The organism is Castellaniella sp. FW104-7C03, assembly GCF_040276085.1.
In the GTDB taxonomy this organism is placed as follows: domain Bacteria; phylum Pseudomonadota; class Gammaproteobacteria; order Burkholderiales; family Burkholderiaceae_B; genus Castellaniella.
Genome location: NZ_JBELOK010000003.1, coordinates 141217 through 154732 on the forward strand (window position 1 = coordinate 141217; position 13516 = coordinate 154732).

Annotated in this window: 13 protein-coding genes and 1 tRNA gene; 6 read left to right on the forward strand and 8 right to left on the reverse strand. The window is 57.7% G+C overall.

The genetic code is table 11. The annotated features are described in order from the left end of the window. Positions 1 to 43 precede the first annotated feature (43 nt). The 6 genes from ABS758_RS04655 (at position 44) to ABS758_RS04680 (ending at position 4099) form a co-directional block, all read left to right on the forward strand. Positions 44 to 1429 (forward strand): cytochrome b, encoded by a 1386-nt coding sequence (locus tag ABS758_RS04655; protein ID WP_350381055.1) that lies wholly within the window; start codon positions 44 to 46, stop codon positions 1427 to 1429. A gap of 30 nt (positions 1430 to 1459) precedes the next feature. After that, on the forward strand, positions 1460 to 2305 hold the full coding sequence (locus tag ABS758_RS04660; protein WP_350381057.1) for a cytochrome c1: 846 nt from the start codon (positions 1460 to 1462) through the stop codon (positions 2303 to 2305). Between the two features lie 53 nt (positions 2306 to 2358). After that, complete coding sequence (locus ABS758_RS04665) at positions 2359 to 2967, forward strand: glutathione S-transferase N-terminal domain-containing protein (RefSeq protein ID WP_350381059.1); 609 nt, start codon at positions 2359 to 2361, stop codon at positions 2965 to 2967. Position 2968: 1 nt separating this feature from the next. Continuing rightward, complete coding sequence (locus ABS758_RS04670; RefSeq protein WP_350381060.1) at positions 2969 to 3400, forward strand: ClpXP protease specificity-enhancing factor; 432 nt, start codon at positions 2969 to 2971, stop codon at positions 3398 to 3400. A 98-nt stretch (positions 3401 to 3498) separates the two neighbouring features. Beyond that, a tRNA-Thr gene (locus ABS758_RS04675) sits at positions 3499 to 3574 on the forward strand. Positions 3575 to 3853: 279 nt separating this feature from the next. Next, complete coding sequence (locus ABS758_RS04680) at positions 3854 to 4099, forward strand: hypothetical protein (RefSeq protein ID WP_350381061.1); 246 nt, start codon at positions 3854 to 3856, stop codon at positions 4097 to 4099. A gap of 49 nt (positions 4100 to 4148) precedes the next feature. Here ABS758_RS04680 and ABS758_RS04685 read toward each other — a convergent pair whose 3' ends face one another. The 8 genes from ABS758_RS04685 to ABS758_RS04720 form a co-directional block, all read right to left on the reverse strand. Further along, on the reverse strand, positions 4149 to 5168 hold the full coding sequence (locus tag ABS758_RS04685; RefSeq protein ID WP_350381063.1) for a 2Fe-2S iron-sulfur cluster-binding protein: 1020 nt from the start codon (positions 5166 to 5168) through the stop codon (positions 4149 to 4151). 38 nt (positions 5169 to 5206) lie between these two features. Continuing rightward, positions 5207 to 5686 (reverse strand): GlcG/HbpS family heme-binding protein, encoded by a 480-nt coding sequence (locus ABS758_RS04690; protein WP_350381064.1) that lies wholly within the window; start codon positions 5684 to 5686, stop codon positions 5207 to 5209. A gap of 66 nt (positions 5687 to 5752) precedes the next feature. After that, a complete protein-coding gene (locus ABS758_RS04695) occupies positions 5753 to 7213 on the reverse strand; it encodes an aldehyde dehydrogenase family protein (protein ID WP_350381066.1) in 1461 nt (486 codons plus the stop codon). Between the two features lie 124 nt (positions 7214 to 7337). Next, positions 7338 to 8072: an iron-containing redox enzyme family protein gene (locus tag ABS758_RS04700; RefSeq protein WP_350381068.1), complete on the reverse strand. Its 735-nt coding sequence runs from the start codon at positions 8070 to 8072 to the stop codon at positions 7338 to 7340. Positions 8073 to 8253: 181 nt separating this feature from the next. Continuing rightward, positions 8254 to 9714, reverse strand: coding sequence for a gamma-glutamyltransferase family protein (locus tag ABS758_RS04705; protein WP_350381070.1), 1461 nt, complete (start codon positions 9712 to 9714; stop codon positions 8254 to 8256). A 91-nt stretch (positions 9715 to 9805) separates the two neighbouring features. Next, complete coding sequence (locus tag ABS758_RS04710; RefSeq protein ID WP_350381072.1) at positions 9806 to 10939, reverse strand: porin; 1134 nt, start codon at positions 10937 to 10939, stop codon at positions 9806 to 9808. A 306-nt stretch (positions 10940 to 11245) separates the two neighbouring features. Further along, complete coding sequence (locus ABS758_RS04715) at positions 11246 to 11671, reverse strand: RidA family protein (protein ID WP_350381073.1); 426 nt, start codon at positions 11669 to 11671, stop codon at positions 11246 to 11248. A 78-nt stretch (positions 11672 to 11749) separates the two neighbouring features. Continuing rightward, positions 11750 to 13273 (reverse strand): hypothetical protein, encoded by a 1524-nt coding sequence (locus ABS758_RS04720; RefSeq protein WP_350381075.1) that lies wholly within the window; start codon positions 13271 to 13273, stop codon positions 11750 to 11752. Positions 13274 to 13516 lie beyond the last annotated feature (243 nt).

Consider the following 13516-nt stretch of genomic DNA (forward strand, 5'->3'; position numbering starts at 1 on the left):
GAGCGTGCTGTTCATCTTTTCGTGATACTGATAGGAGCCGTTCATGGCCGAAAATAATATCGAGACGACCGGGTTGATTGGCTGGGTAGACCGCCGCTTTCCCCTGACGAAAATGTTTAAAGAGCATATGTCCGAGTACTATGCTCCAAAAAATTTCAATTTCTGGTACTTCTTTGGTTCGCTGGCACTGCTGGTGCTGGTCATCCAGGTGGTTACCGGGATTTTCCTGGTAATGAACTACAAACCGGATGCGCGGTTTGCCTTCGAGTCCGTCGAATACATCATGCGCGAGGTGCCAGGCGGCTGGTTCATCCGCTATATGCACTCCACGGGTGCGTCGATGTTCTTCGTGGTGGTGTATCTGCACATGCTGCGCGGGCTGTTTTATGGCTCATACCGCAAGCCCCGAGAACTGGTCTGGATTTTCGGCGTGGGCATTTTCCTGTGCCTGATGGCCGAGGCCTTCTTCGGTTATCTGCTTCCCTGGGGCCAAATGTCCTACTGGGGTGCCCAGGTTATTGTCAATCTGTTCTCAGCCATCCCGTTTATCGGCCCCGATCTCTCTCTGTGGATCCGTGGCGATTATGTGGTGTCTGATGCCACGCTCAACCGGTTCTTCGCGTTCCACGTGATTGCGATCCCGCTGGTGCTGATTGGCCTGGTGGTGGCGCACATTCTTGCTCTGCACGAAGTGGGCTCCAACAACCCGGATGGCGTCGAAATCAAGAAGGGCCCCAAAGACAAATACGGCCGTCCGGTGGATGGCATTCCGTTCCACCCCTACTATTCAGTGCACGACATCGTGGGCGTGGCAGGGTTCCTGATTGTCTTTGCAGCCATTATCTTCTTTGGCCCCGAGATGGGCGGGTACTTCCTCGAGTACAACAACTTCATCCCGGCCGACCCTCTTAAAACGCCGCCGCATATTGCGCCCGTTTGGTATTTCACGCCGTTCTACACGATGCTGCGTGCCACCACCAGCGATTTCACCTGGGTGTTGTCGGCTGCCGCAGTGGTGGCTGCCGCCGCGCTGTTCCTCAAGGGCAAGCTCTCGGGGTTCTGGCGCCTGGCAGTACCGCTTATCCTGATCCTTGTCGCTGTGCTGATGAAAACCCTGGACGCCAAGTTCTGGGGTGTGGTGTCGATGGGTGGCGCCGTGGTGATTCTGTTCTTCCTGCCGTGGCTCGATCACTCACCGGTCAAGTCCATCCGTTACCGTCCGTCGTGGCACAAGTTCCTGTATGGTGTGTTCATCGTCGATTTCCTGATCCTCGGTTGGCTGGGTACGCAGCCTGTCACGCCGGTGTTCACGCTGATGGGCCAGATCTGCTCGGTCATCTATCTGGCGTTCTTCCTGTTGATGCCCGTCTGGAGCGCACTGGGTACATTCAAGCCCGTCCCGGATCGCGTCACGTTTCGCGCACATTGATGGCCCACCACTGATAGCTACGGAAAGATCATGATCAAAAAACTGCTCGGTGCTTTGGCTCTGTCACTTACCTGCACGCTGGCCTTTGCCGAAGGCGGCGCGCATATCGACCGCGCCCCAGACCGCATCACCAACCTGGCGTCGCTGCAAAACGGGGCCAAGCTGTTCGTCAACTACTGTCTCAACTGCCACAGTGCCAGCTCGATGCGCTACAACAAGCTCACCGATCTTGGCCTGACAGAAGCCGAAATCAAGAAAAACCTGTTGTTCACGGGCGATAAGGTGGGTGATCTCATGACCATCGCCATGACACCCGCAGACGCCAAAAAATGGTTTGGCTCGGCACCCCCCGACCTCTCCGTGATTGCCCGGGCCAAGAGTGCCAACTTTGGCCACTCGGGTGTGGATTACATCTACACCTACCTGCGCAGTTTCTACCGTGACACCACCAAGAAAACCGGCTGGAACAACGTCGTGTTTCCCAGTGTGGCAATGCCCAACGTGCTGTGGCAACTAGAAGGCCCGCGCACCTACACCAGTGTGCAGGTGCACCAGGTAGCCGATGCCAAGGGCGCCGAGCAATGGACGCGCACCACGACGGTGTTCGACGAGGCTGGTTTCCCCACGGTAAAAAATGAGCCCCTCCAGGGTTACACCGGAGAAGCATCATCCACCGGGCGCTTCGATTCCGCCGACGCCAAATCTTTCCACAAGTTTGAAAGCGATGTCGCGGATCTCAGCAACTTTCTGGGCTGGATGGCCGAGCCCGCCCAATTGCTGCGCAAGCAGATTGGTGTCTGGGTAATGCTGTTCTTGTTCTTGTTCATGTTTGTGGCCATCCGCATGAACCACGCCTACTGGAAACACGTCCGGTAAGTCCTGCGCCCTTCAGGGCGCATTCACCGCTTTTCTGTATTGGAATCCTCGACATGATGGTGCTTTACTCCGGGACGACCTGCCCGTTTTCGCAACGATGCCGTTTTGTGCTGTTCGAAAAGGGCATGGACTTCGAGATCCGCGATATCGACTTGTACAACAAGCCTGAAGACATCGCGGTAATGAACCCCTATGGCCAGGTGCCAATCCTCGTCGAACGTGATCTGGTGCTCTACGAGTCCAACATCATCAACGAGTACATCGACGAGCGTTTTCCACACCCGCAACTGATGCCTGCCGACCCCATCATGCGGGCCCGCACACGGCTGTTTTTGTACAACTTCGAGAAAGAACTCTTTGTTCACGTCTCCACGCTCGAAAACCGCAGCATCACCGACGAGAAGGTCCGCGACGCTGCACGCGCCAACATCCGCGACCGTCTCGCCCAGTTGGCACCCTTGCTGGTCAAAAACAAATACATGCTGGGCGATGATTTTTCGATGCTGGACGTCGCTGTCGCCCCCTTGTTGTGGCGCCTGGCACACTATGGCATCGAGCTGCCAAAAAGCGCAGCCCCCATCCAGAAATACGCCGAGCGGCTGTTCTCGCGTCCGGCCTACATCGAAGCGCTGACGCCCTCCGAGAAGGTCATGCGCCGCTGATATGCAGGAGAGCTCCACCAAACCGTACCTGATCCGCGCATTGCACGAATGGTGCACGGACAACGGCTATACGCCCTACCTGGTGGTCACGGTTGATGCCAACACGGTCGTGCCTCCCGCGCATGTCCATGATGGCCAGATCACGCTGAATATCAGCCATCTGGCCACCAACCGGCTTACCCTGGGCAACGACTACATCGAGTTCGAATCCCGCTTTAACGGCGCCGTCGAGCACTTGTTTGTACCCGTGGCGGCAGTGTCTGCGCTGTATGCCCGCGAAACTGGTGCCGGCATGGGATTCGAGGTAGTGCCTTCGCAAGCCTACCCGGGTGGCAAAGACACCCCGCCTCCATCCGGCCCGGCACCCGATGCACCCGACACCAAACCGGCCGGCGATGCGCCCAAGCCGTCACACCTGAAGATTGTGAAGTAACACGCAGATCAACAGACCACCGCCGCTGCTCCCAACAAGGATTTCAACAAACGGCAGGTCTTCAAACAAGCCGCAATTCCTGTAGAATGGCGGCTTTCGCCGGCTTAGCTCAGTTGGTAGAGCAGCTCACTTGTAATGAGAAGGTCGGGGGTTCGACTCCTCTAGCCGGCACCATTTCATTTCTCCGCTTGCGCAGCCACAAAGGACACCCCTTGGCGTGCCCTATCCTGGCGCAAGGTTCCCCGAAGCTTCATAAAGCTTATTGACCATCGGCGTAGTGCGCAAGCGTGCGCATTGACGGCATCGTTCGGCCACTTTCCAGCCGGGCAATTGCGGATGACGTGGCAAGAACCCCACACCATGCTTTGATTAGGGTTATTACTAGTATTTCCGTCTTTAAAACGGTATACTGAATACAAGTCAATCGGGACGAACCACTTAAGGAGAAACTCCATGGTTACCTATCACCGCTACCCCTCTACCCCTGTGGGCGAGTTGCTGGGCCGTTTTTACACGCATCGGTCTACCCTGCGCCGCACGATCCCACTGCTGCCCATCTCACTGAAAGACATTGGCCGGATGCTGAAAGGCAATGGCATGTCGTTGTGCACCAGCGAGCCTGCCTCTCTGGAAGCCACTGCATCGGGGAAAACAGCGGCTAAGCGCCGTTCGTCGCATCGCCGACCGGCACATGCCTGATTAACCCACAGCCTGCCGGCAACCCGCCGGCCCGAGATCGGCGGCGTGCTCACACGGCCGCCGTTTTTTGTGGGTGATGAAACGTAAAGCTGTCCGAATAGACGTACTCGAGATCGGCACCCAGAGACAACAGCAAGCGTTTGGTGTCTGTCACCATTTCGGGTGATCCACACAAGTAAAACGCATACTCGGAAAGATCAGTGAAGTCTTCCTGGATGCTCTGCTGCACGTGGCCCCGGCGGCCTTGCCAGGCCTCTGTGGCCCGTGACAGCACAGGCACGAAGTTGAATTCGTACAGACGGTCTGACCAGGATTCAATTTCATCTTTAGCGTAGAGATCCACCTCGGTACGCATCCCCCAGTACAAGGAGACTGGCGGACAGTCCTCGTCATCCAGCAAGGCTTCCAGCATGGCACGGATGGGGGCAAGCCCGGTGCCCGTGGCCACAAACAACAAGGGCCGGTAGTCTTCGGCATGAAAGCAGAACGTACCCTTGGGGATTTCTACCTGCAAGGTGTCATCCGGCTTAAGCGCCGACAACATCTCTTGCGTAAACCGCCCCCCGGGCACCCGCCGGATATGGAACTCAACCTCATTGCCAAACGGGTAGGCGCCCACCATCGAGAAACTTCTTTCTTCTCCCGGCGCCAGCAGGATGTTCATGTGCTGACCAGCGCGATAGTCCAGATCCAGATCTTCGGGCAATTGCAGCACCAGGCGGGAGATGTCGGACGTAAGGGCCTCAACCTGCTTGACGGTGGCAACTGTCCGCACCGGATCAGGCAAGGCAGGCCCGTGGCTGGCAGGTGATATCACCATATCGCTGCAGGGATGCGCCTGGCAGGCCAGCGCATAGCCCTGGGCGGCTTCTTCTTCGGTGAGCCCGATGGGAAACTCATCATAGCGGACGGATCCGGCCTCGAGCTTGACGCGACAGGTACCACACGCCCCAAACGTGCATTCGTGCGGCAGGCGCACGCCTGATCGCAGTGCCGCATCGAGGATGGTTTCCTCGATGGCGACATCGAATTGCTGTCGGGTTTCCGAGATCACTACACGATGGCTCATGACGATACTCCCTGTCCGAATAAAAGCCGCGCCCCAACTTATTTTTTGATGTCAGGCTGAACCAGAACCGTCATGCCCTTGTCTTTCAGGGCATCAGCCAATGCCTGCAGGCCCGCCATACCAGCAGCTGTATCCTGCGCACCGTTGCCGCCACTTAGACCCAGACCGCCGATGACTTCGTCGTTGACCACAATCGGAAAGCCCCCAACAAACGCCGCGAAACGGCCTTCGAAGCTGAGCTGAATACCGAAGGCCTCGTTGCCCGGCAATGCGGGGCCATTGGGAGGCGTCGTGAACAAGTGGGTGGAGCGCTTGTGGCCAGCTGCCGTAAATGCTTTGTTCATGGCGATCTGCGGGCCTGTGATGCGCGAGCCATTCATGCGCTCAAGCAAGATCGGAAAGCCACCGGCATCGACGACACAGACGGTTTCGAGCACACCGATCTCTTTGGATTTGGCGATCGCAGCATTCACCATCAAGCGGGCTTCTTCTTGCTCGAGCTGGATTGTATTTTTCATGATTTATCTCCGTGGATTGCCTGGCTCAGGCATCAGATAACCGCCTGGCCAAAAAATGATTAAGACTTAAACGCCGCGATAGACAGTCTTGGTTTGCAGGAAAAACTCAAGCCCGACGCGCCCGGATTCCCGGAAGGTTGCGGTGCTGGATTTTTTGATGCCGCCAAACGGTGCATTGACCAGATTGCCCGTGGTGGTGCGATTGACCTTGACCGTACCGGCCTGAATATCGCCAGCAAAGCGGTGCGCCAGGCGGGCACTGGTGGTGACGATGGAAGCCGACAGGCCGTATTCGGTGTCGTTGGCGATGCGGATCGCCTCTTCGTAGCTGTTGATTTCCAGGATTGCAATCACCGGGCCGAAGATTTCTTCGCGGGCAATCCGCATGTCCGGAGACACATCCGTAAACACGGCAGGGCTGACAAAGAATCCTTTATCGAACCCGGGGCCGGTAATGCGGTCTCCCCCCACCAGATGGCGGGCTTCGGACTTGCCGATATCCACGTACTGCAGGACGGTTTTCAGCTGGGATGCGGTGGCCAGAGGGCCGATATCGATGCCCTTTTCCAGCCCTGCACCAATTTTCAGTGCGGCAATCCGTGCCAGCAGCTTATCGGTGTACACCTGCTTGACGGACTGATGCACCAGCACCCGGCTGGTGCCGGTACAGGCTTGCCCGGTAAGCGACAACCCCCCCTTGACGGTAAGGTCGACAGCCAGATCGATATCGGCATCGTCCATCACGATCAGGGGATTCTTGCCGCCCAGTTCCATCTGCAAACGGGTGGTCATGGAGGCATTGCGGTGGATGTCCTCGCCTGCCTGGGTGGAGCCCGTAAACGTAATGGCACGAACCTCGGGCGACTGCGTCAGCACCTTGCCGATCCGGGAGGCACGGCCCGTAACAAAGTTAAGCACACCGGCCGGGATGCCGGCATCCACCAGGGCTTCTACCAGGCGGTAACCGGTCAGCGGCGTGTCGGTGGAGGGTTTGAACACCACGGTATTGCCGGTGATCAAAGCGGGCGCGATCTTGCGCGCCGGAATGGAAATGGGGAAGTTCCAGGGCGAAATCACCACCACGACACCCAGGGGCTCGCGCTGGGTGTAGACCACCATATCGGGGTCGTCCTGGGGGAATGTTTCGCCGGTGTAGGTCTGGCCTTCAATTGCGTAAAACTGCAAGGTGCCTGCAGCGCGCATCACCTCGGCTTTGGCCTGGGCCAATTGCTTGCCTTCTTCGCAGGTCAGCTCGTGAGCGATGGAATCCGCACGCTCGCGCAAAAGCTCGCTGGCACGCATCAGAATGGCCGCGCGCTTGCTGGGCGCTGTGGCGCGCCACCCCTCGAAGGCAGCTTGGGCTGCGGCCAAGGCCTGAGTGACGTCGGTCTGGTCTGAATCCTGGAAATTGCCGACGACATCGCCGGAATCCGCCGGATTGTGGTTGGGGTAGGTCTGCCCGGTGGCAGAAGCCTGCCAGGTGCCGCCGATATGATTCTGAAAAACCTGCGTCTTGAGATCTGTCACAACTGCTTCCCTGTTGCCACGCCGGTCTCTGCCGCCGTGGACATGATCCATGAAATACCTGAACGACGGTAAAAACGCACCATGAGGCCCTTGCATCGGGCCCCATGGGCACTGTGATCCGTGCTTACGCCGCTTCCATCTCGAGGGACTCGAGAGGGATCTCGTTCTTGACGTAGTCGTTGTAAAGCGCAGTGGTGTACAGATAGCGCATCTTGGCGCCAATCTCACAGATATGCAGGCATTTTTGCTGCAGCTCTACAGTGTTGGCATGCTCGAGCACAATCTGATAACCGCGTTCGCCGTGGATTTCATCGGACACGATGTGCAGATCAAAGAATTCAGCTTCTTCGTCGGTAAAGCCATACTGTTCTTTAAGGATGGGCGATTGCTTGCGATAGATGGAAGGCACCTGGGATTCCAGGCCAACCACCAGGCCGGCTACTGCCACGATGGGATCTTCGCGCATGGCCACGCAATAGCACCAGGATTGCAATGCACGCGTGGTGGGCGACATATTGTCGGGATTTTCGACACGCTCGCGGGTGGTGCCGCAGGCTTCGGCAAAACGAATCAGCAAATCGGTATGGCGATCACCGCCGATTTCTTCTTCGTACATATTTGCCAGGAGGAAATCCTTGGCTTCGGTATAGGTGTCAGGCATGCGTGCATAGACGTATGCCAGATAGTCGGCGAAGGGGCCGACATAGTGATAGTGGTTTTCGGCCCAGCGTGCGATGTGCTCGCGGCTTAGTTTGCCGGTGGCCCAGGCCACGCTGAATGGCGCACGATTGGCGCTATTGCCTTTGATCGCCAGCTCCAGTGCGGAGCGGAATTCGTCTTGGTTCATCAAATTGGCCATTTTTATTCCCGTCTTAAAAACACTGCACAAAAGTAAGTATTCGAGGACTGCACCCAGGAATGAGAGGACTAGAAGCCGGTCAACCTGCTGTACTGTACGGACTATTGTATACCGTATACATTTGAAGTGAATAAGGGTTATCCCCAAAATTTATAGGCTTAAAGTATCTGGACATTTTTCGTCAGAATTGGCAGCGCAGCCACTGCCCGTCTTTACGGGGATCCGCGCCACCGTGCAGCTGGCCGTCTGCCGCCCTGAGCACGGCATGGGCACCACCAAAATCACTGCGGCCTGCCAACTCGCCCACTTGCGGGTGTGGTTCTTCGTAGCCGGCAGCCCGCAGGGCATGCGCCAGCGCATCAGGAAACCCCTTCTCGATGGCCAGGGTGTCTCCTGCTTCCAGGCGCCAACGGGGCGCATCCAGTGCCTCCTGGATATCCCAGCCCCAGGCCAGCACGCGGGTGAGAATCTGAATCTGCCCTTGCGGCTGCATCAAACCACCCACCACCCCCATGCCAAGCAAAAACTGGCCGTCTCGGGTAGTGAGGCCTGGCACCACGGTGTGATACGGGCGTTTGCCTGGGGCCGGGCCGTTGATGTGGCCTGGCGTGGAAAATCCGAAGCCGCGATTTTGCATGCAAAAGCCCCCCTCCGGCACCACAATGCCCGAACCAAAGCGCTTGAACACGCTGGACATCAGTGTGACGGCCAGGCCCTCGGCGTCAACCACCACAGTGCACACTGTATTGCCGGAGGGATCTGCCACGGTTTTCTTTGCGGCCTGCATGGCACGCGCCGTGGCGCCCACCATATGCACCCAGGTGTCAGGGTCGTCCGGCGCGCCGCCATGGCGCTGTACGGCATCCAGTGCATCCAGAATCGCCACCCCATGCGTGTTGGGCGGACATTGATGAATACATGCACCGTGAAAATCCAGGGAGAGTGACTGGGTGTAATTGCCGGTGTGGCGCGCAAGATCTTCTGCGGCCAGCACACCCCCCATTCGCTGTACCGCCTGCGCCGCCTGGCTGGCAAGCGGGCCGCGATAAAAATAGTCTGGCCCTTCGTGTGCGATGTGGCCCAGCGTGGCAGCCAACGCGGGATTGGTCAGGGTTTCGCCGGCGCTGGGTGGATGGCCACCGCGAAACAGCCGCTCGCACTCGGGATCCCGGTGCAGCACGAAATCAAAAATTTCCCACTCGTGGGCCGCCACACGGGCTACCTGAAAGCCATCCCGCGCCAACTGGATCGCGCGATCAAACAGGCGCGCCCAGGCAAGATGCCCGAAGCGTTGATGCAGATCCCACCACCCCTGCACGGCCCCAGGCGTGGTCACCGACAAAGGATGGCGCTCCGGAATCTTGCTGTCGGGCAGTGCCTGCACCATGGCAATGTCCAGCGCAGCCGGGGCCCGGCCGGTGCCGTTGTAGCTGACCACCGGTTGGCCCGGCTGATGGACCATCGCCAGAAGATCCCCGCCAATGCTGGTTGCCATGGGCTCCACCAGCCCCATCACCGCGTCGGCCGCAATTGCCGCATCCACAGCCGAGCCACCCTCGCGCAAGATCTCAGTGGCTGCCGAGGCAGCCAGCGGGTTGCCAGTGGCCACCATGGCTTGTGTGTTTGCCGGGTTATTTCTCATCTTCTGGCCTGCTCATCAATTCAAGAAAAAAATGGCACCGTCACCCTGCTCAGATGACAGTGCCCTACGGAGATCACACCACAGGTGCCTGTCAGAAGCTGTGGTTAATACCCAAGCCGGCTTCCTGAGCCTTCAGGCCTTCAATATAGGCAATATTGGTGCCATAGGCGCCATAAACATAGAGGCTTGTGCGTTTGGACAAGGGATACACATAACGGGCGCTATAGATATTTTGGTCGCCTGCATAATCACCCAACTTGTCACCGTCATCCAGATTGGATGCCGTACGGCCCCAGGCCATTCCCACCGTACCACCCGCCAGCGGCACAGACAGCCCGACGTAGTAGTTGCTGGCCTTGAAATCATGCGTTGCCAGGTAATCTTCATAGCCCTTGACGGGAGAGCCCGCCTCGGTAAAGACCTCGCTAAACAGTGCTTCGTTGCTATAGGCACCCACACCGTTGATCTTGGCATAGCGGTCTTGCCCGTAGCCCAGAGCCAGCTTGGCCACACCAAAATCGTACGAACCCACCAATGCCCAACTGGTGGCTGCGTTGGCGTATTCGCCATTACCCACACGGTCGTAGGTGGCGGCAGCGTGCAAGGCCTCGTCGCGATATTGCACACCCAGGGTCAAGTAGCTGTTTCTGTCCCGGTTATTAGCATCCGGATCCACATCGGTACGCACCACGGCACCCTCGGCGGCGTAACCTACTCCAGCCTGGAACCCCGACATATTAGGCGTCTGGTAGATGAACATATTGTCCACACGCACAGAGGCAGCACCAAACGTCTTGTCGATATCCCCCATCGAGGCCGTGGCGTTGACGCCAAAGTACGGGTCTGCCAGGTTGTACTGGCGCCCCATCGTGATCGAACCCCAGCGATCGCTGGCGAGCCCCACATGGGATTCCCGGTGAAACACGCGATCGGTTACCGTGGTGCCGTTACCCGGGTTGATACCGGACTCCAGAATAAACACGGCGCGCAGGCCATCGCCCAGGTCTTCGACCCCCCGGAAGCCAAAGCGGCTGCCCGACAAATAGCTGTCGTGCAGGCCGGAGGACTTGGCCGTGTAATTGATGCCGTCCTTGTGAATCTCGTGCTTGCTATAGCCATAGCCGGTATCCACTACACCGTACAACGTCACAGAGGTCTCTGCCTGGGCGGACAGCACCATGCCAAACCCCCCAATCAGTGCCAATACAAAAGCTTGCTTTTTCATAATGGTTGAAGTCTCCAATTCTTCTATTGAATTCTGCCGGCTGCGCACGATGGTTTTATTAGATGTGGCAGGCCATGCAACAGTACGAGGGCAACACAGATCGCTTTGCCGAAAAGTCCTCAAGTGCTGACCTCACACTGGGCGGAAATTTGGCCGCGATGCTTTGCGGTTCAGGGGGACATGAGACAGATACCTCCTAAGGCTGGATAGCAAACCCCTTCCGCAGACGGGGTCTGCAGCAATTCAAGAGGGGGGGGAGAGGTAAAGCATTGCGAAAATGGCGACAGACCGGCTGCCGCCTTTCGCCTACGGAGACTGCACGGCCACTACCAGTGCGATCTCAACTGGAGCGTTACCTGGCAGGGAGTAAACCCCCACCGCGGTGCGCGCACCGGGTCCGACTTCCGGCAAACGGGCAAACAGGTGGTCTGAGGCCAGGTCGGCAATTTTTGAATGGCCTTCGAAGCCATCTTCAGCCGCTACATAAACAGTGGTGTTCAACACCCGGGAGATACGTTCCTCGGGTGCCATCTGGCTTTGGGCCGCCTGCAAGGCGTTTTGCACCGCCAGCTCGACACAAGCCCGGTAATCAGACGCCGGTGTGCCACTGCTGATCTTCCCTTTGCGAACCAGGACACCATCCTTGCGTGGTGTCATCCCGGCAGTAAAGATCAGATCACCTGAGCGGGTGGCAATTCGGTAGTGGCCTTGAGAGACCGGTAAAGAGGACATGTTGAAGGTTCCAGATCGTCGGCAGAGTGGATGCCGGGCGGCCACTGAGGCCAGCCGCACCGGCTGCTTACAGAGCGGTTACGCCAACCAGATCGCAGCGAAGGTGGTGGATACCGCCAGCGCAATCAGTACCGGCAAGGTCAGCAGACGCACCAGATCCAGCACCGAGACACGGGCAAAACCAGCCACGGCGATCAGGGACGACCAGGCAATCAAGGTGCCACCGCCTGTCCAGATGGCGCCCATCTGGCCAATGGCTGCCAGGGTAGCGGGATCCATCCCGATAACCGGGCCAATCGCACCCGCCAGGGAGCCTGTCAGGGGCAAGCCCGAGAAGCCCGACCCATCGATGCCGGTCACCATCCCGACGATCAGCTCACCAAATGCCATCATGATGCTGTTGTTGGGGATGTAGTGTTGGCCCGCAGTAACCAGATCAAACAGAAGGCTAGGCGCACCGGCGGCCGGGATCCCGAGAATCTGGGCAGTGGCATCACTGGTACCCAGAAAGAAGAAACCGGCAATTGGCAGCACAGAGCCCATGGCCTTGAAAGCGAAGACGAAACCATCCGTCATGTAATCCGGACAGAGATCCAGCATCCGCCGGCCACCCACAAACATCAGACAGGCCGCCATCATCAGTACGAAGCCCACGCCGCCAACCAGGCCGGCCGCATCGCCGCCGCGCAGGGCGGGCATGGAGGGGAAGATGGTGGGCAACACCAGAACCAGGATCACGCCAAGAAAGGCCAGCGGCGTGACGATAGCGAAGGTCTTGGCACACTTGCGCAGATGCTGATTGGCACGCGCCTTGGGCGGTACATCTTCATCAGGGGCATCGGCACTATGCGCCATTTCAGACTTGTCAAAGCTGCCGGAGCGCTCCACTTTGACGGTACTGCCATCGCTGGCGCGCGATTGCCACTCATCCAACAAGGCGGGGCTGGGTTGTTGGATGCTTTTGCGGGTAAACAGATAAGCCAGCACCAAGGCCACAATACCTGTGATGAGCGACAGGATCATGGCTTGATCAGCCACGGCCTGTGCCGAGACAGCTGCGCCTGCGGCTTTGGCACTGATGCCAGGGGCCACTCCGATGATGTAATCAGAGGACAACGCCATCCCTTGACCTGCAATCGCGATGACCATGGCACCCGTGATGGGAGGCAGGCCTGCGGCAATGGCGGCTGGCAGTAGCACGGCAGATACCAGGGGTACTGCCGGCGTAGGCCAGAAAAACAGTGAAAACAGATAGGTGACCACTGCAATCACGATGTACGAGGACAAACCACCGCGCATCACCTTCTGAAACGGCTTGACCATCAGGACATCCGCCCCGGTGGCTTTCAATGCGCTGAGCAGCGCCGTCATGAATGTGATGACCAGGAAGATATTGAACAGCTCGCGGGCAGCCACGAAACTGGCATTGAAGATGCCGATGAAGCCGTTTACTGGATTGCCGGTGAGTGATGTGACAACCAGGAATGTTCCGATTACCGCCGGAACCACCACGTTGGCACGAAAAATCATCGTAACGATGATCACCACCACACTGGCCAGATATATCCAGTGCGATAGGTTGAGAGTGACTTCTGAACCCATGAGCCTCCCCTTGAGGGTAAATCTTGAGATTGAAATTTAAAACGGATGACACGTGGCTCTTGTCATCCAGAGCTGAAATTCAGGATCTTCTTTATATTTCGTATCCTGTATACTGGATATTATATTCTTCAAGTATCTGAGTGATACCCAGAGGTTTCCCTTAGACGTTCATGCTTAAAGCGAATTCGCCTTAATTATTCATTGTTATCTATGTAGATAGCGTTTTTTGCTGGAGATCGGTGG

What these genes read in the sequence shown, in the direction of transcription:
- ABS758_RS04655 (WP_350381055.1), top strand. Translation starts at nt 44, where the DNA reads ATGGCCGAAAATAATATCGAGACGACCGGGTTGATTGGCTGGGTAGAC.
- ABS758_RS04660 (WP_350381057.1), top strand. Translation starts at nt 1,460, where the DNA reads ATGATCAAAAAACTGCTCGGTGCTTTGGCTCTGTCACTTACCTGCACG.
- ABS758_RS04665 (WP_350381059.1), top strand. Translation starts at nt 2,359, where the DNA reads ATGATGGTGCTTTACTCCGGGACGACCTGCCCGTTTTCGCAACGATGC.
- ABS758_RS04670 (WP_350381060.1), top strand. Translation starts at nt 2,969, where the DNA reads ATGCAGGAGAGCTCCACCAAACCGTACCTGATCCGCGCATTGCACGAA.
- ABS758_RS04680 (WP_350381061.1), top strand. Translation starts at nt 3,854, where the DNA reads ATGGTTACCTATCACCGCTACCCCTCTACCCCTGTGGGCGAGTTGCTG.
- ABS758_RS04685 (WP_350381063.1), bottom strand. Translation starts at nt 5,168, where the DNA reads ATGAGCCATCGTGTAGTGATCTCGGAAACCCGACAGCAATTCGATGTC.
- ABS758_RS04690 (WP_350381064.1), bottom strand. Translation starts at nt 5,686, where the DNA reads ATGAAAAATACAATCCAGCTCGAGCAAGAAGAAGCCCGCTTGATGGTG.
- ABS758_RS04700 (WP_350381068.1), bottom strand. Translation starts at nt 8,072, where the DNA reads ATGGCCAATTTGATGAACCAAGACGAATTCCGCTCCGCACTGGAGCTG.
- ABS758_RS04705 (WP_350381070.1), bottom strand. Translation starts at nt 9,714, where the DNA reads ATGAGAAATAACCCGGCAAACACACAAGCCATGGTGGCCACTGGCAAC.
- ABS758_RS04710 (WP_350381072.1), bottom strand. Translation starts at nt 10,939, where the DNA reads ATGAAAAAGCAAGCTTTTGTATTGGCACTGATTGGGGGGTTTGGCATG.
- ABS758_RS04715 (WP_350381073.1), bottom strand. Translation starts at nt 11,671, where the DNA reads ATGTCCTCTTTACCGGTCTCTCAAGGCCACTACCGAATTGCCACCCGC.
- ABS758_RS04720 (WP_350381075.1), bottom strand. Translation starts at nt 13,273, where the DNA reads ATGGGTTCAGAAGTCACTCTCAACCTATCGCACTGGATATATCTGGCC.